The sequence below is a fragment of the Escherichia sp. MOD1-EC6300 genome, assembly GCF_002965045.1.
GTDB lineage: Bacteria > Pseudomonadota > Gammaproteobacteria > Enterobacterales > Enterobacteriaceae > Escherichia > Escherichia coli_F.
In genome coordinates this window covers 403,168-418,193 of sequence record NZ_PTRH01000001.1, presented here as the reverse complement: position 1 = coordinate 418,193, position 15,026 = coordinate 403,168, and the positions used below count along the sequence as shown (strand labels likewise).

Below are 15,026 nucleotides of genomic sequence, written 5' to 3'. Positions count from 1 at the left end.
CACGTTAAAACACACTATCCCAGTAACTCTTCCTTAACATCCATCGCCAGCTCAAACGAATGCAGGCGCGCCTGGTGATCGAAAATCTGCCCGTTAACCATAATCTCATCCGCGTCGGTTTCGCGCAGGATCGACTGCAAACCATGACGCACTTTCGCTTTATCACCCACCAGCGACATACTCAGCGCCTGCTGCACGCCATACTGCTCAGACGGTGACCAGAACTGATCCATATTTTGAATCGGTGGCGGCAGTTGCCCGGTTTCACCGCGGCGCAGCTTCACAAAGGCTTGCTGCATTGAGGTAAACAGAAATTCAGCGTCGCGGTTGCTGTCGGCGGCGATAATATTGATGCACACCATCGCATACGGTTTTTCCAGTCGTGCCGACGGTTTGAAGTTGCTGCGATAAAGATGCAGCGCCTGGAATAGCATATCCGGTGCGAAGTGTGAGGCAAACGCGAACGGCAGACCAAGCTGCGCCGCCAGTTGTGCACTGTAAAGGCTGGAGCCTAATAACCACACGGGGATTTTCTCGCCATAGCCTGGTACCGGGCGCACATGCGGATTGGGATCGCGGGCGTCAAACCAGTCCACCAGCTCCGCGACATCGCGGGGGAAATTATCAATATCGCCGCTCATATGACGACGTAGAGCCATCATGGTTCGCTGGTCACTACCCGGAGCACGGCCCAGCCCCAAATCGATTCGCCCCGGATAGAGCGTATTGAGCGTGCCGAACTGTTCGGCGATCACCAACGGTGAGTGGTTTGGTAACATCACGCCGCCAGACCCCAGATGCAGCGTAGTGGTATTCGCCGCCAGATAGCCAATCAAAACTGATGTTGCAGCACTGGCAATACCGGTCATATTGTGGTGTTCTGCCAGCCAGTAGCGATGATAGCCGCGCTTTTCAGCCAGACGGGCGAGGTCGAGAGAGTGGGAGAACGCTTCTCGCGCTGAAGAACCTTCTGGGATGGGGGCCAGATCGAGTAGCGAAAACGCAGTGGTTTTATCAGTCATAACAGCTCACTTTGTTACCGATTAATCTTTAATACTGCATTAAAGGGTAGTTAAAGTTGTTAACAAAGTGAGCTATTTGCTTAGGCTTGCAGTTCCAGCCCAGCCAGCCGTCTCCAGTAGCCGTTACAGTCGCTGTTTGCCGTCAACGGGAGTGGTGCAGCGCCATTTTCATTAGCGCGGAAGGCGTCGAGCATCGCGAAAGTGTCAGTACCCTGCGGTGACAGGCGGACCACATCAACCAGCCCCTGCATGGATGCCAGCTCGTTACCGAGGTTGTACACGTAGCCGCTCATGGTCTGAATGCCATTGAGCACAAACACTTGTTGGTTTTCCTGCGACAGCACGTTGCGCCCGTTCGGATACTTAATGCAGCAGGTTTCACACTCATCTTTTGGGCGGTCTTCCGAACGCGCGGTAAAGCAGCGGGCGGAGTAGGCCAGCGGCAGATGACCGTAGCTCAAGACTTCCACTTCAAACTGGTTGCGAATGCCCAGCTCATCGCACTGATTAAGCAGATTCACCAGCCAGTCGCGGGAAAGTTCCACCGGCATACACCAGCGCATCATTCCCTGTTTGAGCAATATTTTCAGCGTCACCGCGTTGTAGCAGTTCAGAGCGTGTCCGGCGACGAACGGCAGTTTGCGCTCAGCGCACATATTCACCACGCCGAGATCGCTGGCTTCAATCAGAAACTCACCGTTCTCAACATAGCGTTTCAGTTCGCCCAGTTCGGAGGATGCCTGCACCAGCGCCAGCGTGGAGAGCACAATCTGCTTGCCACTTCCGGCGAGCGATTTTGCCATCTCCAGCCAGTCGCCAACTTTGGTTGCCCGGCGTTTGCTACAGACCGCTTCACCGAGATAAATCACGTCTGCGCTGCTGGCGGCGGCCTGCTGATAAAAATCCTCCAGCGTCTCTTTTGGCCAGTACCACAGCACCGGCCCTAAGGAATATTTCATTACTTTTCTCACTGCCATTTACGGTGATACGCGCCAAGAGTGGTTTGTGTGCCTTCGGACATCGACCCGAGCGTCTCCATCCACGCGCTTTGCGGCACGAAGTTTTGCGGATCGGCCTTACAACGGTCGATAGCCTGACGCCAGACTTTCGCTACCTGGCTGACATACGCAGGGCTACGCTGGCGGCCTTCAATTTTCACCGAAGCGATATTCGCCGCCATTAACTCCGGCAGTAGCTCAAGGGTATTGAGACTGGTTGGTTCTTCCAGCGCATGATAGCGCTCGCCGTCCACCAGATAACGCCCTTTACACAGCGTCGGATAACCTGCGTTTTCGCCGTCCTGATAACGGTCGATCAGCACTTCGTTCAGGCGGGATTCCAGCCCCTGCGGCGTTTGCTGCCAGCGCACGAAACGGGCCGGAGAACATGCCCCCACGGTGTTGGGCGACTCACCCGTCAGATACGACGACAGATAGCAACGACCTTCCGACATAATGCACAGACTGCCGAAAGCGAACACTTCCAGCGGTACAGGCGTGACCCGCGCCAGTTGTTTCACCTGATGAATCGATAACACGCGCGGCAGCACCACGCGGGCAACGTCAAAATGGCGATGATAAAAGTGAATCGCCTCTTCATTGGTCGCCGAAGCCTGCACTGACACATGACGCTCAATATGCGGGTAACGCTCGGCGGCGTACTCCAGCATGGCGAGGTCGGCGAGAATCAGCGCGTCGGCACCCAGCTGCGCCGCCATATCCACGGCGCGCTGCCAGCGGGCGTAACCGTCCGGATGCGCAAAAGTGTTAATCGCGATGTGAAGTTTGCGGCGATGTTGATGGACAAAACTCACCGCTTCCTGCAATTTTTTCTCGGTAAAGTTAAGGCCGGCGAAGTGACGGGCATTGGTATCATCTTTTAGCCCGATATAAACAGCATCTGCGCCGTTTTCGATGGCCGCCTTAAGCGCCGGGAGATTTCCGGCAGGGCAGAGCAGCTCCATAATTTTTCCTGAAGGGTGCGCTATCAAAGCGCAAAAATGTTAACGAACTGGGATTTTAGTTAACCTTGCTGCGACAATTTTTGATTTAAGGCAGTTAAAGTTGTATTGGTGGTAGCAGCAATTTCATATGGAATTGTTGATTTATACCGCTATGTTATTTTTCTGATATGGCAAAATAGGATGATTGTTGAAACAGGGAGTAAAACTCGTGTTGGATAAACTGCGTTCCCGTATTGTGCATTTGGGGCCATCTCTGTTGAGTGTACCGGTAAAACTGACGCCATTTGCGCTAAAACGCCAGGTTCTTGAGCAGGTCTTAAGCTGGCAATTCCGTCAGGCGCTGGATGATGGCGAGCTGGAGTTTCTTGAAGGCCGCTGGTTAAGTATTCATGTGCGTGATATTGACCTGCAATGGTTTACCTCGGTGGTGAATGGCAAACTGGTCGTTAGCCAGAACGCGCAAGCTGATGTGAGTTTTAGTGCCGACGCCAGCGATCTGCTGATGATTGCGGCGCGTAAACAGGATCCGGACACGCTCTTCTTCCAGCGTCGGCTGGTGATTGAAGGCGATACGGAGCTGGGATTATATGTGAAAAACCTGATGGACGCCATTGAACTGGAGCAAATGCCGAAAGCCTTACGCATGATGCTGCTGCAACTGGCGGATTTTGTTGAGGCGGGAATGAAAACCACGCCTGAAACCAAACAGACATCGGTAGGTGAACCATGCTAATTCGAGTAGAAATTCCAATTGATGCGCCGGGTATTGATGCCCTGCTGCGTCGTTCATTCGAAAGCGATGCGGAAGCGAAGCTGGTTCACGATCTGCGTGAAGATGGCTTTCTGACGCTGGGGCTGGTGGCGACAGATGACGAAGGTCAGGTCATTGGCTATGTGGCATTCAGTCCGGTTGATGTGCAGGGCGAAGACCTGCAATGGGTCGGCATGGCACCGCTGGCGGTAGATGAAAAATACCGTGGACAGGGACTGGCACGCCAACTGGTCTATGAAGGACTCGATTCGCTTAATGAGTTCGGCTATGCCGCAGTGGTGACGCTGGGCGATCCGGCGCTGTACAGCCGTTTCGGCTTTGAACTGGCGGCACATCACGATCTGCGTTGCCGCTGGCCGGGCACTGAAAGCGCCTTCCAGGTACATCGTTTAGCGGATGATGCGCTGAATGGCGTAACCGGTTTGGTTGAGTATCACGAACACTTCAATCGCTTTTAATCTTTGGGGTTTGCAGGCTGCTCAACAGTTCTGCAAACCCTGCGCCTTCTGCTACCAGACGCTCTTTTTGCCGTTTGGTCAGTTGCTTGATGCGATATTCCATCCGTAACGCCAGCGAGCGGTCGCCCACTGGCGCGGAAAACGCCAGCGTCAGTTCTCCTTTCCCGCGCAGTGCTTTCGCCCCTTTTCCGCTTTGGTGCTGCTGATAGCGGCGTTCAACATCCGTGGTGATCCCGGTATAAAGCTTATTGTCGGCGGTACGGATCAAGTAAAGAAACCAGGGTGTCATCGTCTGCGTCACATGTTAAGGTCAGGCCCACAGTATAAAAGAGAACAGCTATGGAAACACTCACCGCCATCAGCCGTTGGCTGGCAAAACAACATGTTGTCACCTGGTGTGTGCAGCAGGAAGGGGAATTGTGGTGCGCCAATGCCTTTTATCTTTTTGATGCACAGAAAGTTGCCTTCTACATTTTGACGGAGGAAAAAACGCGTCACGCGCAGATGAGTGGGCCGCAGGCGGCAGTTGCTGGAACGGTAAACGGTCAGCCGAAAACGGTAGCGTTAATTCGCGGCGTGCAGTTTAAAGGTGAGATCCGCAGACTGGAAGGTGAGGAAAGCGACTTTGCGCGCAAGGCGTATAATCGTCGCTTTCCGGTTGCCAGAATGCTGTCGGCGCCGGTGTGGGAAATCCGGCTTGATGAAATCAAATTCACTGACAACACGCTGGGCTTTGGTAAAAAAATGATTTGGCTACGTAGCTCAGGCACCGAGCAGGCGTAACGCCTCGCGGTTAAACGCGGGCAAATCGTCCGGTGTCCGACTGGTAACCAGCTGATCTTTATCGACCACCACTTCCTGATCGTAAAATTCCGCGCCCGCGTTTTTAACATCAATCACAATCGGTTTAACGGCGGTCAGTTTGCGCCCCCGAATCACATCGGCGCTGATCAGCAGCTGCGGACCGTGGCAAATGGCAAACACCGGTTTGCCACTATTCACAAAATCACGGGTAAAGGTGACAAAACGGTTGTCGCCACGCAGATAATCCGGTGAATGGCCGCCCGGTAGCAGCAGGGCATCAAACTCGGCTGGCGTCACTTCATCGATGGATTTATCGATGGTCACGCTGGCTTCTCCTTTTTTCCCTTTCACCGTTTTACCCGCTTGTTTTTCAATGGTAATCACTTCGTGTCCGGCTTTACGGAACTCGTCTGCGGGTGAAGTAAATTCTGAATCCTCAAATTCATCAGTGATTAAAACGGCAATTTTCTTACTCATGCTTCCTCCGCGTTGTTGCATTGGATGAGGCGAATTTCTCACAATCGGGGATAATTACCTCATGGTCTATTAAGCCTGGTGCATGAGCCGGGGAGCGCAAGGCAGACAATTCTGTAAAGGAGCGAAGATGAGTCAGGTACTGATTACAGGCGCAACGGGGCTGGTGGGCGGTCACCTGCTGCGGATGTTGATTAACGAACCGAAAGTTAACGCTATTGCTGCACCGACGCGACGTCCGTTGGGAGATATGTCAGGAGTGTTCAATCCCCATGATCCGCAACTGACCGACGCGCTGGCACAGGTCACCGATCCCATCGACATTGTGTTTTGTTGTCTCGGCACCACGCGGCGGGAAGCGGGGAGCAAAGAAGCGTTTATTCATGCCGATTACACGCTGGTTGTGGATACCGCATTAACCGGACGGCGACTGGGTGCTCAGCATATGCTGGTAGTCAGTGCTATGGGGGCCAATCCCCACTCGCCGTTTTTCTATAACCGCGTCAAAGGGGAGATGGAAGAAGCGTTAATCGCCCAGAACTGGCCGAAACTGACCATTGCCCGTCCGTCGATGTTGCTGGGCGATCGCAGCAAGCAGCGGATGAACGAAACGCTTTTTGCACCGTTGTTTCGTTTGCTACCGGGTAACTGGAAATCCATTGATGCGCGAGACGTGGCGCGGGTCATGCTGGCAGAGGCGATGCGGCCTGAGCATGAAGGTGTGACTATTTTAAGCTCTTCAGAATTACGCAAAAGAGCTGAATAATTATTCCCAAGAATTGATAGTGAGCGTAATATTCACGCGCTCAATTATCATAACTTATTCCTGGGGAATGCTATGACTGGTCAGTCTTCATCTCAGGCGGCAACGCCCATTCAGTGGTGGAAACCCGCGCTTTTCTTTCTCGTTGTCATTGCTGGTCTCTGGTATGTGAAATGGCAACCTTACTACGGCAAAGCGTTTACCGCCGCCGAAACTCACAACATCGGTAAATCAATACTCTCACAGGCGGATGCTAATCCGTGGCAGGCGGCGTTGGATTACGCGATGGTCTATTTCCTCGCGGTATGGAAAGCGGCGGTGCTGGGAGTGATCCTCGGGTCGTTGATTCAGGTGCTGATCCCTCGTGACTGGCTGCTACGCACGCTTGGGCAATCGCGCTTTCGCGGCACGCTGCTGGGAACGCTGTTTTCGCTGCCGGGCATGATGTGTACTTGCTGTGCGGCACCGGTCGCGGCGGGGATGCGTCGCCAACAGGTGTCGATGGGCGGGGCGCTGGCATTCTGGATGGGCAATCCGTTGTTAAACCCGGCGACGCTGGTGTTTATGGGTTTTGTCCTCGGCTGGGGCTTTGCGGCGATTCGTCTGGTGGCGGGACTGGTGATGGTGTTGCTGATTGCGACCCTGGTGCAAAAATGGGTGCGTGAAACACCGCAAACACAGGCACCGGTCGAAATTGACATGCCGGAAGTGCAGGGCGGATTCTTTAGCCGCTGGGGTAGGGCGCTATGGACGCTTTTCTGGAGTACGATCCCGGTATATATCCTTGCCGTACTGGCGTTGGGTGCTGCTCGCGTCTGGTTATTCCCCCATGCCGATGGTGCTGTCGATGACAGCCTGATGTGGGTGATTGCGATGGCGGTAGCGGGATGCTTGTTTGTCATTCCCACGGCAGCAGAAATTCCGATTGTACAAACGATGATGCTGGCAGGTATGGGAACCGCTCCGGCGCTGGCATTGTTGATGACGCTTCCTGCTGTAAGTTTGCCGTCGCTGATAATGTTGCGTAAAGCGTTCCCGGCGAAAGCCTTATGGCTGACGGGTGCGATGGTGGCGGTGTCTGGTGTGATTGTCGGCGGGCTGGCGCTGTTGTTCTGATTTGAGGGAAAACATGTCGGATGCGGCGTAAACGCCTTATCCGACCTACGGTTTGCATCGTTGCAGGCCTGATAAGACGCGGCAAGCGTCGCATCAGGCAACGGCAGTCGGATGCGGCGCAGGCGCCTTATTCGACCTACGGTTTGTGTCGTGTAGGCCTGATAAGACGCGGCAAGCGTCGCATCAGGCATTACAAGGTGCTGCTATTTAATAAACGTAAACGCTGTGGTTACACGTTTTACGCCGCTCACCCGACTGGCAATATCTGCCGCCGCTTTCGCTTCACGTTCAGTCACCAGCCCCATCAGGAACACTTCACCATTTTCAGTGGTCACTTTCACGTTGGAGGATTTCACCAGATCGCTGGTTAACAGCTGCGAACGCACTTTGGTGGTGATCCACGTATCGTTAGACGCTTCGCCCAGACCAATCGGCTGGCCCTGACGAATCTCGTTATACACTTCGTTGGCACCGTCTACGCCCATAGCAATCTGTTTGGCGCGAGCCGAAAGTTCAGCGTTTGGTGACTGCCCAACCAGCAGCACTTTGCCCTGATAGGCCGTTACATTAATGCGAGCTTCTTTCTTGATTTGTTCGTCTTTCGACAATGCGCTGTTCACGCGCACTTCCAGGGTTCCATCGTCCACCTGGGTGCCGACACTGCGTGGGTCAGTTGCGGCTTTTGTACCCACAGCCGCGGTGCCCACTACGGCGGCAGCAACGCAACCTTGCAACAGCAGTGCGGAAATAAGGACTGCGATTGGCGATAATGCCTTCATGTATTCTCCTTAAACATCCTGGTGAGGGAAAAGCGTGTTATCGATCAGATCGCACAAGCAATTTACCGTCAGCATATGCATTTCCTGAATGCGAGCACTACGATGCGAAGGAATGCGGATCTCCACATCCTGTGGCCCTAACAACCCTGCAAGTTCACCGCCGTCATAGCCAGTCAATGCCACAATGGTCATATCACGCGTAACAGCAGCTTCTACTGCTTTTACGATATCGCGGCTGTTGCCACGGGTGGAAATGGCTAACAACACATCTCCCGCATGCCCCAGCGCCCGCACTTGTTTTGCATACACTTCATCATGTAAGCGATCGTTGGCAATCGCCGTTAAGACAACATTATCAGTATTTAGTGCAATGGCAGGTAAGCTGGGCCGCTCCGTTTCGAATCGGTTGATCATGCTGGCAGCAAAATGCTGTGCGTTGGCAGCGGAAGTTCCATTACCACAACAGAGGATTTTGTTGCCATTGAGCAGAGACTGAACCAGCGTCATGGCTGCACGGGAGATGGCATCCGGAAGCGCCTCTGCTGCCGCAATTTGAGTTTGAATGCTTTCAGTGAAGCAAGCTTTAATTCGTTCTTGCACGCTAATCCTTAAACCTTAATTATGAGTGGTCATTAAAGGCATCCTTAATCCACTCAACTTCATTCCCGGTGAAGGCTACCACATCGAACCGGCAATCCACAGTATCAAAACTCCCATTATGACGCGCGAGCCACAAGCGGGCAGTCTGTAATAATTTGTGTTGTTTGCTGCGGGTCACACTGGCTGCCGCACCACCGTAAAGGGCTGAGCGGCGGTAACGCACCTCGACAAAAACGGTGGTCCTGCCTTCACGCATTATCAGATCGATCTCGCCGCCACGCTCGTTCACGTTAGCGGCGACAAACCGCAGTCCTTTGCTCTCCAGCCAGCGACGCGCTTGTGCTTCCCACGCATCGCCGGTCTGTTTAGTGGTTAACTGGCGGGGACTACCTGACCTTGTTGGTACTGTAGCCATGATAACTTCCTGTTAATTACGCAATCCGGGTTAGCCGTCAGACTTCCGGTATTACCGTTGATTTCGAAACCCTGAACCTGGCGCATTTGTGAGAAATGATTTGCCAACGACCAGGCATCAACGCCCATCGCATACATGCGAGCCAGCGAATAATCGTTATTCACCGCACTGAGCGCCTGCTGCATTAATGGCAGATTACCGCCCGCCAGCATCGGGATTTCGCTATATTGCAAACCTTCCATTTCCAGACGGAAATCCGGACCCGCGGTGCCTTGTGCGCTTCGGGAGCTTGCGTACAGCGTTGCACCGCTCTGGCTACCGTTACGCATGGCGATCATCGGTTTGATAAAAGCGATTTCACCCGGCGTTGCCACAATGTACACCGCATCGACACGACCGCCATTATTGGTGAACTGGTCATAGGTTGGCGTGGTTTGCAGCATTGGATTGTTGGTCGTTATGCCTGAATCGGTTGTCGCTCTGGGAGTAATCGGGCTACCGGTTAAAGCGATACCAGAACCACCGTTAACTCCCGCGCGTAATTCGCTGGTGGAACCAAATTTTTGTTGCAAAACGGTACCGCCGCCCAGCTTCTGCCACTCTTGCGCAAACGCATTGGCTACGCGATCGCCCAGCGAACTGCGAGGGATCAGCACCAGTGGCGCTTGTTTACCCTGGTCACGAATATGACGCGCTGCATCGCGCGCTTCGTCTTCCGGTGAAAGCGCGAAGTAACAAATATTGACGCGGTTTTCGATATTTTCCGGCTGGTTCAGTGCCAGCACGTTCAGCGGGGTGTTGCTTTTCAGTAACTCTTCAACGTTATTTTTCAGCAACGGACCGACCACAATACTCGCGCCATCCTGCTGAACCTGGTTGAGGATCTGGCTAAGCGGTTGTGATGAGGTATCATAAATTTTCAGCTCTGCGGATGGATTCGCGGGGGCGCTTACCGCCGCAGTGTTTGCCGCCGGGGCGCTTACAGGCACTGGTTGAGCCGCGGTTTCTTCGCCTGTCAGATCGCTAACCGAGGCTTGTGCCGGGCTGGCAACGCCGTCAACAGTTTGCTGCTGGGGTTGTTCTGCAACGTCTGCGATTGGTGCGGCAGTTGCCTGTGCCGCCACTGGCTGAGTGCCGATATTTTTCGCCGCTTCAAAGCCTTGCTGAATAGTGCGGCCAAATACTGCGGCCTGACCATTCAACGGCAATAACAGGGCTATTTTGTTGGTTGACGCTGGTTTAAATGCTTTTACGTTTACCAACTGCGTAGGCAGCATTTTCGCGCCCGGGTTGTTCGGATAACGTTTCTGCCAGTCGGCGATCCCAGCTTTCATCATGTCGGGATCGTTACGGTTATCAAACCAGACGCGCTGCAGATCAAGCCAGCCTTGCAGAATATTTTCGTCGGCGTTGATCACCAGCGTATTCGCCTGGTCCTGAGTCATGGAGGAGAGTGCCTGCCATGTAGCATCAATATTCTGTTGCTTTTCTTTCGCGCCGAGCAGGGGTTCCTGAGCAATTAAGGCGCGCAGTAAATCAATGGAAGGACGCCCCTGACTGGCATCGATTTTTGCCTGCCAGTAACGCGCCTGCTGGTTTTGATCTAAATCGGCAGGTGTGATTTTCGCCAGCAGGGTTTGTGCGCCAGCAAAATCTTTCTGCGCCAGCTTAATTTCTACTGCCAGAAGAGTTTTCTCGCGACGCTGGTAATCGTTCAGTTCCTGCGGCAGCTGGTTAAACAGCTCCACCGCCTGCCCGGTTTTACCTTCTTTCACCAGTGCACGAATGGCGAGTAATTGCCAGTTGATCCTGGTATCATCAGCGCTTTGCTGCATCTGCTGAAGATAAAAGGCAGAATCAGCCTGCGCCGTGCCCTGCATATAGGCAGTGGACTGATCGGGAGTATGGGTGCCACAACCGGCGAAAATCAGGGCTGCCAGAACAACAGGCAGACAACGCGCGGCTTTCAAACGAGAAAATGTTGAGGGTACCATAATGTATCCAGTGATATTTTTTTTACGCAATGCTCAATATTAAATCGGCAATACGGACGACACAATGAAACAACACCAATCGGCGGATAATTCTCAGGGCCAGCTTTACATTGTACCGACGCCAATCGGCAATCTGGCAGATATCACCCAGCGTGCGTTGGAGGTTTTACAGGCCGTTGATCTGATTGCCGCCGAGGATACGCGTCATACCGGTTTACTGCTGCAACATTTTGGAATTAACGCCAGGTTGTTCGCCTTGCACGACCATAACGAACAACAGAAAGCCGAAACGTTACTGGCGAAGCTGCAGGAAGGGCAAAACATTGCGCTGGTGTCCGATGCCGGAACGCCACTAATTAACGATCCCGGCTATCATCTGGTGCGTACCTGCCGAGAAGCGGGGATTCGCGTGGTGCCACTACCGGGGCCGTGTGCTGCTATCACTGCATTAAGTGCTGCGGGTTTACCATCCGATCGTTTTTGTTATGAAGGCTTTTTACCTGCCAAATCAAAAGGCCGCCGTGATGCGCTAAAAGCCATTGAAGCGGAGCCGCGCACGCTGATTTTTTATGAATCGACCCACCGTCTGTTAGATAGCCTGGAAGATATCGTTGCGGTATTAGGCGAATCCCGCTACGTCGTTCTGGCGCGTGAGCTGACCAAAACCTGGGAAACCATTCACGGCGCGCCCGTTGGCGAGCTGCTGGCGTGGGTCAAAGAAGATGAAAACCGTCGCAAAGGTGAAATGGTGCTGATTGTTGAAGGCCATAAAGCACAGGAAGAAGACTTACCTGCCGATGCCCTGCGCACGCTGGCGTTGTTACAGGCTGAGCTTCCGCTGAAGAAAGCGGCGGCGCTGGCGGCAGAGATTCACGGCGTGAAAAAAAACGCGCTGTATAAGTATGCGCTGGAACAGCAGGGGGAGTGATTACAGGCGTCGCAGCAAGAATAGAGCTGCAACGCCTACACCGGGCGATTTAACGACGACACATCTCATCAATCATGCATGTGAAATAGTTATGCAGCCATAAAAACGAAGCCGGGATAGCGGTAGAGACTTTAGCCGTGAGAAAACGTTCTGTCGCATCCTGCTTTCCTTCGCCAGTCACCAGTAGCAAAACTTCGCGGGTATTGAGAATATCCTTCAGGCCTAAGGTGATCCCACGAGTCACGGGGCGACCCGCGGTTTTTAACATCTCATGTTGCTGTGTTCTGGCATCAAGTTGACTGATATGGCAGGCCGGTTGCAGGCTTTCTCCCGGTTCGTTCAGCCCAAGATGACCGTTTTTCCCCAATCCGAGAACGCATAAATCCAGACCGCCTTTGCGCGCAATCAGGTTCGTTACCCGTTCGCACTCTGTCTCATTTATCTCTTCGGAGCGAAAGCTGATGAGCTGGTCTTCACGTAGCCCCAGCGGCTGCACGATATGCTGTTGAAGGAAAGTTTCGCAGGTGCCAGGCATCGTTAATGGCAGATCCACCCATTCGTCGAGCTTCACGAAGGTGAGCTGGCTGACATCAACCTGCTGCTGGTGGATTTTTTCTACCAGATAATGATACGTCAGTAATGGCGTGGCTCCGGTCGCCAGGCAAATCACGGCATCCGGTTTGCTACGGATCACGGCCAATAAATATTCGCTGGCACGTTCACTTAACGCCGTATAGTTTTCAACTTGTTGAAGGGTTTGCACAGGATGAAATTCCTTTAGTAAAGAGGCACCACCAGACGCAGTGCCTCGTTCCATTTACAAAATGCCGAATGCGGAACAAACAATAGAGAGCACAAAAGTCACGCCGATTAACAGCACCGGATGCGCTTTTTTCACCCGCAGGAAGTAATACATCAGCAGGGTATAGGCCATCGGTAAAATGTTCGGGAAGACTTTATCGAAGAAATCCTGCTGCAGGGCGACGCTGTGGGTACTGTCGATCGCAAACGATGTCACCACGTTAATATGCACATACGAAGCGATCAGCCCGCCGATTACCGTGATCCCGAGGATGGTTGCCGAACGAGCAATCATCTGCGAGTTCTCTCGCACTTTATCGATCGCCTTCACGCCGACTGAATAACCGACGTGGGTCCAGCCGACGCGCAGGAAGAAGATAAGCAGGTAAACGGCGAAAAATAGAATCGGCCCCAGCAAGTTTCCCTGGCTGGCAAATGATGAGCAAATTCCCGCCATAATCGGCAATAAGGTAAACCAGAAAATCGCATCGCCAATCCCGGCGATTGGGCCAAACAGTGCCACTTTGAGGCCTTTAATGGTGTCGCGGTTTTCTCCTTTTTCTTCCATCGAAATTAATAACCCCATCAGGAATCCGACCAGATTCGGGTGGGTATTAATAAATTCGAGGTTATCTTTCATCGCCGCGCTTAGGCCCGGTTTGTCGTCCTTATAAATCTTTTTCAGGATCGGCAACATCGCCCAGGTAAAACCGCCCGCCTGCATCCTTTCGTAGTTAAAGCTTGCTTGTAGCAGTGACGAACGAAAGCCCAGACGGGTGATATCTTTTTTACTGATTTCAGATCCCATTGCTGTAGTCCTCTTCTTCATTTTTACTGGCAACGGGCTGCGGTTGCGCTTGCTGCCGGGATTTCGCATTGAAAAACTCATACACCGCAAAGCCTGCGCCCAGTACGGCAACCGGCAACAGGTTGCTGACCTGGATGTAGCAAACAAACAGGAAACCGGCGATCAGGTAAGGGATATATTGCGCTTTGAACATTACGCGCAGCAGCAAGCCAAAACCAACGGCAGGCAGAATACCGCCAGCCACTTCAAAGCCGTGGGTCAGCCAGGCGGGCATCGCTTTCACCAGCGCCTGCATCGCCCCTTGCGCCAGGTAAGTACAGAGGAAAGCAATCACCGCATACGCTGAAGCGACGATGAGCATCGTTGTCCAGTTAAGTCGGGAAAACGCTGCTGTATCCGCCTCTTTCGCACAATTATCAGCTTTGGTCATGAATAATGAGAAAGCGGAATAGAAGAACAGAATGACGTACTGCATTAACAAACTAAACGGCAGACCAAGACCAATTGCCGTTTTGGCATCGACGCCCGTAGACCATGCAATGACGGTGGTCATCAGACCCGCCATAATTGGGTTGGGCGGCTGAACACCACCTGCGGGGGTTAATCCGGCGAAAGCCAGTTCTGTCAGGCCACCGGTAATTAAGCCAATCTGAATATCACCGAGAATAGCACCTGTAAGGGTACAAACGATTATCGGGCGGAATAAAAATAAGGCTTCCAGCCAAAAATCAATCCCCAGAACGAAAACTAACGCCGCCAGGGATAATCCCTGAATTAGGGTTATTTCATGCATTTTTATTACCTCAAACCAGTATTAAGGCGATTTTAAATTTAGTCAGGGATTTGTTCTTTTTGATCGCCGGGGACGTCCTGAATAAAAATATTCACACCGCGTTGTTTAATAAAGCGTAAGTCCGCGAGATCTTGATCGTCGATATAAACTTTACTGCTGATTTGCTTTTTACCTTCCGAGAAATGCATATTGCCGACGTTGACATCTTTCAGGTCAATGCCACCTTCTATCAATTTACGTACCGTTTGCGGCGTACGGCAAATCAAGAAGATTTTCTGATGCGGTGCAGCTTTGCCGATGACGTTAATGGTTTTTTCGATAGTAAAGAAACGAATGCCAAAGCCGTAGGTTTCCGCGGTAATACCCATTAATTTTTGTTGAATATCATCGTTAGCGACAACATCATCCACGACTACCAGCAGATTTGCACCGATGGTAGATGTCCAGGTCACACCAACCTGACCGTGAACCAGACGGTTATCAATACGGGTTAAGAGAATATTTGGACTGCTCATTGTGTAATCCTCACCATAAAG

Annotated in this window: 19 protein-coding genes; 6 read left to right on the top strand and 13 right to left on the bottom strand. The window is 52.6% G+C overall.

Annotation, left to right across the window (positions count from 1 at the left end):
- Nucleotides 1-14 precede the first annotated feature (14 nt).
- The 3 genes from BGE37_RS02105 to ubiU all read right to left on the bottom strand — a co-directional run bounded on the left by BGE37_RS02105 (nt 15) and on the right by ubiU (nt 2,985).
- The gene (locus BGE37_RS02105) at nt 15-1,022 is read right to left on the bottom strand and encodes a luciferase-like monooxygenase (protein WP_032185191.1); all 1,008 of its coding nucleotides are present in this window, start codon (nt 1,020-1,022) and stop codon (nt 15-17) included.
- 80 nt (nt 1,023-1,102) lie between these two features.
- A complete protein-coding gene (locus tag BGE37_RS02100; RefSeq protein WP_001296442.1) occupies nt 1,103-1,981 on the bottom strand; it encodes a U32 family peptidase in 879 nt (292 codons plus the stop codon).
- An 8-nt stretch (nt 1,982-1,989) separates the two neighbouring features.
- Nucleotides 1,990-2,985 carry a ubiquinone anaerobic biosynthesis protein UbiU gene (gene ubiU / locus BGE37_RS02095; protein ID WP_001309783.1) on the bottom strand — a complete coding sequence of 332 codons (996 nt, stop codon included), beginning with the start codon at nt 2,983-2,985 and terminating at the stop codon, nt 1,990-1,992.
- 208 nt (nt 2,986-3,193) lie between these two features.
- Here ubiU and ubiT point away from each other — a divergent pair, with 208 nt between their 5' ends.
- On the top strand, nt 3,194-3,718 hold the full coding sequence (gene ubiT / locus BGE37_RS02090; protein WP_001517154.1) for a ubiquinone anaerobic biosynthesis accessory factor UbiT: 525 nt from the start codon (nt 3,194-3,196) through the stop codon (nt 3,716-3,718).
- The gene (locus tag BGE37_RS02085) at nt 3,712-4,215 is read left to right on the top strand and encodes a GNAT family N-acetyltransferase (protein ID WP_000908554.1); all 504 of its coding nucleotides are present in this window, start codon (nt 3,712-3,714) and stop codon (nt 4,213-4,215) included. Before ubiT ends, BGE37_RS02085 begins: the two co-directional genes overlap by 7 nt.
- On the opposite strand, the gene yhbQ is transcribed toward BGE37_RS02085, so the two are convergent.
- Nucleotides 4,202-4,504, bottom strand: a complete 303-nt coding sequence (gene yhbQ / locus BGE37_RS02080; protein WP_105271274.1) for a DNA damage response exodeoxyribonuclease YhbQ — start codon at nt 4,502-4,504, stop codon at nt 4,202-4,204. The genes BGE37_RS02085 and yhbQ overlap by 14 nt on opposite strands.
- Nucleotides 4,505-4,554: 50 nt before the next feature.
- Here yhbQ and BGE37_RS02075 point away from each other — a divergent pair, with 50 nt between their 5' ends.
- The gene (locus tag BGE37_RS02075; RefSeq protein WP_032303837.1) at nt 4,555-4,998 is read left to right on the top strand and encodes a YhbP family protein; all 444 of its coding nucleotides are present in this window, start codon (nt 4,555-4,557) and stop codon (nt 4,996-4,998) included.
- Here the strand turns inward: BGE37_RS02075 and yhbO are convergent.
- Nucleotides 4,978-5,496: a protein/nucleic acid deglycase gene (yhbO, locus tag BGE37_RS02070; RefSeq protein WP_000037614.1), complete on the bottom strand. Its 519-nt coding sequence runs from the start codon at nt 5,494-5,496 to the stop codon at nt 4,978-4,980. The genes BGE37_RS02075 and yhbO overlap by 21 nt on opposite strands.
- A gap of 127 nt (nt 5,497-5,623) precedes the next feature.
- On the opposite strand from yhbO, the gene BGE37_RS02065 reads away from it, so the two are divergent.
- Together BGE37_RS02065 and BGE37_RS02060 are read left to right on the top strand one after the other, a co-directional pair.
- Nucleotides 5,624-6,259, top strand: a complete 636-nt coding sequence (locus BGE37_RS02065) for an NAD(P)H-binding protein (protein ID WP_105287727.1) — start codon at nt 5,624-5,626, stop codon at nt 6,257-6,259.
- A gap of 72 nt (nt 6,260-6,331) precedes the next feature.
- Entirely contained in the window at nt 6,332-7,372 is a 1,041-nt protein-coding gene (locus BGE37_RS02060; RefSeq protein WP_105287726.1) for a permease, read from the top strand.
- Between the two features lie 203 nt (nt 7,373-7,575).
- Here the strand turns inward: BGE37_RS02060 and dolP are convergent, their stop codons facing one another.
- Genes dolP through lpoA form a run of 4 tightly spaced genes read right to left on the bottom strand, consistent with a single transcriptional unit; the run spans nt 7,576 to nt 11,160 of the window.
- Complete coding sequence (gene dolP, locus BGE37_RS02055) at nt 7,576-8,151, bottom strand: division/outer membrane stress-associated lipid-binding lipoprotein (RefSeq protein WP_000646033.1); 576 nt, start codon at nt 8,149-8,151, stop codon at nt 7,576-7,578.
- A 9-nt stretch (nt 8,152-8,160) separates the two neighbouring features.
- Nucleotides 8,161-8,751 carry a DnaA initiator-associating protein DiaA gene (diaA, locus tag BGE37_RS02050; RefSeq protein ID WP_001158035.1) on the bottom strand — a complete coding sequence of 197 codons (591 nt, stop codon included), beginning with the start codon at nt 8,749-8,751 and terminating at the stop codon, nt 8,161-8,163.
- A 19-nt stretch (nt 8,752-8,770) separates the two neighbouring features.
- Complete coding sequence (locus BGE37_RS02045) at nt 8,771-9,166, bottom strand: YraN family protein (protein WP_000246844.1); 396 nt, start codon at nt 9,164-9,166, stop codon at nt 8,771-8,773.
- Nucleotides 9,124-11,160, bottom strand: a complete 2,037-nt coding sequence (gene lpoA / locus BGE37_RS02040; RefSeq protein ID WP_105287725.1) for a penicillin-binding protein activator LpoA — start codon at nt 11,158-11,160, stop codon at nt 9,124-9,126. Before lpoA ends, BGE37_RS02045 begins: the two co-directional genes overlap by 43 nt.
- 64 nt (nt 11,161-11,224) lie before the next feature.
- On the opposite strand from lpoA, the gene rsmI reads away from it, so the two are divergent.
- Complete coding sequence (gene rsmI / locus BGE37_RS02035) at nt 11,225-12,088, top strand: 16S rRNA (cytidine(1402)-2'-O)-methyltransferase (RefSeq protein ID WP_000809263.1); 864 nt, start codon at nt 11,225-11,227, stop codon at nt 12,086-12,088.
- A gap of 49 nt (nt 12,089-12,137) precedes the next feature.
- Here the strand turns inward: rsmI and BGE37_RS02030 are convergent, their stop codons facing one another.
- From BGE37_RS02030 to agaB, 4 genes are read right to left on the bottom strand one after another with little or no spacing between them, the layout of a single operon-like run.
- On the bottom strand, nt 12,138-12,905 hold the full coding sequence (locus tag BGE37_RS02030) for a galactosamine-6-phosphate isomerase (protein ID WP_077782412.1): 768 nt from the start codon (nt 12,903-12,905) through the stop codon (nt 12,138-12,140).
- Nucleotides 12,906-13,697 carry a PTS galactosamine transporter subunit IID gene (gene agaD / locus BGE37_RS02025; RefSeq protein WP_000534351.1) on the bottom strand — a complete coding sequence of 264 codons (792 nt, stop codon included), beginning with the start codon at nt 13,695-13,697 and terminating at the stop codon, nt 12,906-12,908.
- Complete coding sequence (agaC, locus tag BGE37_RS02020; RefSeq protein WP_105287724.1) at nt 13,687-14,490, bottom strand: PTS galactosamine transporter subunit IIC; 804 nt, start codon at nt 14,488-14,490, stop codon at nt 13,687-13,689. Before agaC ends, agaD begins: the two co-directional genes overlap by 11 nt.
- Before the next feature lie 38 nt (nt 14,491-14,528).
- Nucleotides 14,529-15,005 (bottom strand): PTS galactosamine transporter subunit IIB, encoded by a 477-nt coding sequence (gene agaB, locus BGE37_RS02015; RefSeq protein ID WP_000098011.1) that lies wholly within the window; start codon nt 15,003-15,005, stop codon nt 14,529-14,531.
- Nucleotides 15,006-15,026 lie beyond the last annotated feature (21 nt).

What these genes read in the sequence shown, in the direction of transcription:
- BGE37_RS02105 (WP_032185191.1), bottom strand. Translation starts at nt 1,022, where the DNA reads ATGACTGATAAAACCACTGCGTTTTCGCTACTCGATCTGGCCCCCATC.
- BGE37_RS02100 (WP_001296442.1), bottom strand. Translation starts at nt 1,981, where the DNA reads ATGAAATATTCCTTAGGGCCGGTGCTGTGGTACTGGCCAAAAGAGACG.
- ubiU (WP_001309783.1), bottom strand. Translation starts at nt 2,985, where the DNA reads ATGGAGCTGCTCTGCCCTGCCGGAAATCTCCCGGCGCTTAAGGCGGCC.
- BGE37_RS02085 (WP_000908554.1), top strand. Translation starts at nt 3,712, where the DNA reads ATGCTAATTCGAGTAGAAATTCCAATTGATGCGCCGGGTATTGATGCC.
- yhbQ (WP_105271274.1), bottom strand. Translation starts at nt 4,504, where the DNA reads ATGACACCCTGGTTTCTTTACTTGATCCGTACCGCCGACAATAAGCTT.
- BGE37_RS02075 (WP_032303837.1), top strand. Translation starts at nt 4,555, where the DNA reads ATGGAAACACTCACCGCCATCAGCCGTTGGCTGGCAAAACAACATGTT.
- yhbO (WP_000037614.1), bottom strand. Translation starts at nt 5,496, where the DNA reads ATGAGTAAGAAAATTGCCGTTTTAATCACTGATGAATTTGAGGATTCA.
- BGE37_RS02065 (WP_105287727.1), top strand. Translation starts at nt 5,624, where the DNA reads ATGAGTCAGGTACTGATTACAGGCGCAACGGGGCTGGTGGGCGGTCAC.
- BGE37_RS02060 (WP_105287726.1), top strand. Translation starts at nt 6,332, where the DNA reads ATGACTGGTCAGTCTTCATCTCAGGCGGCAACGCCCATTCAGTGGTGG.
- dolP (WP_000646033.1), bottom strand. Translation starts at nt 8,151, where the DNA reads ATGAAGGCATTATCGCCAATCGCAGTCCTTATTTCCGCACTGCTGTTG.
- BGE37_RS02045 (WP_000246844.1), bottom strand. Translation starts at nt 9,166, where the DNA reads ATGGCTACAGTACCAACAAGGTCAGGTAGTCCCCGCCAGTTAACCACT.
- lpoA (WP_105287725.1), bottom strand. Translation starts at nt 11,160, where the DNA reads ATGGTACCCTCAACATTTTCTCGTTTGAAAGCCGCGCGTTGTCTGCCT.
- rsmI (WP_000809263.1), top strand. Translation starts at nt 11,225, where the DNA reads ATGAAACAACACCAATCGGCGGATAATTCTCAGGGCCAGCTTTACATT.
- BGE37_RS02030 (WP_077782412.1), bottom strand. Translation starts at nt 12,905, where the DNA reads ATGGAACGAGGCACTGCGTCTGGTGGTGCCTCTTTACTAAAGGAATTT.
- agaD (WP_000534351.1), bottom strand. Translation starts at nt 13,697, where the DNA reads ATGGGATCTGAAATCAGTAAAAAAGATATCACCCGTCTGGGCTTTCGT.
- agaC (WP_105287724.1), bottom strand. Translation starts at nt 14,490, where the DNA reads ATGCATGAAATAACCCTAATTCAGGGATTATCCCTGGCGGCGTTAGTT.
- agaB (WP_000098011.1), bottom strand. Translation starts at nt 15,005, where the DNA reads ATGAGCAGTCCAAATATTCTCTTAACCCGTATTGATAACCGTCTGGTT.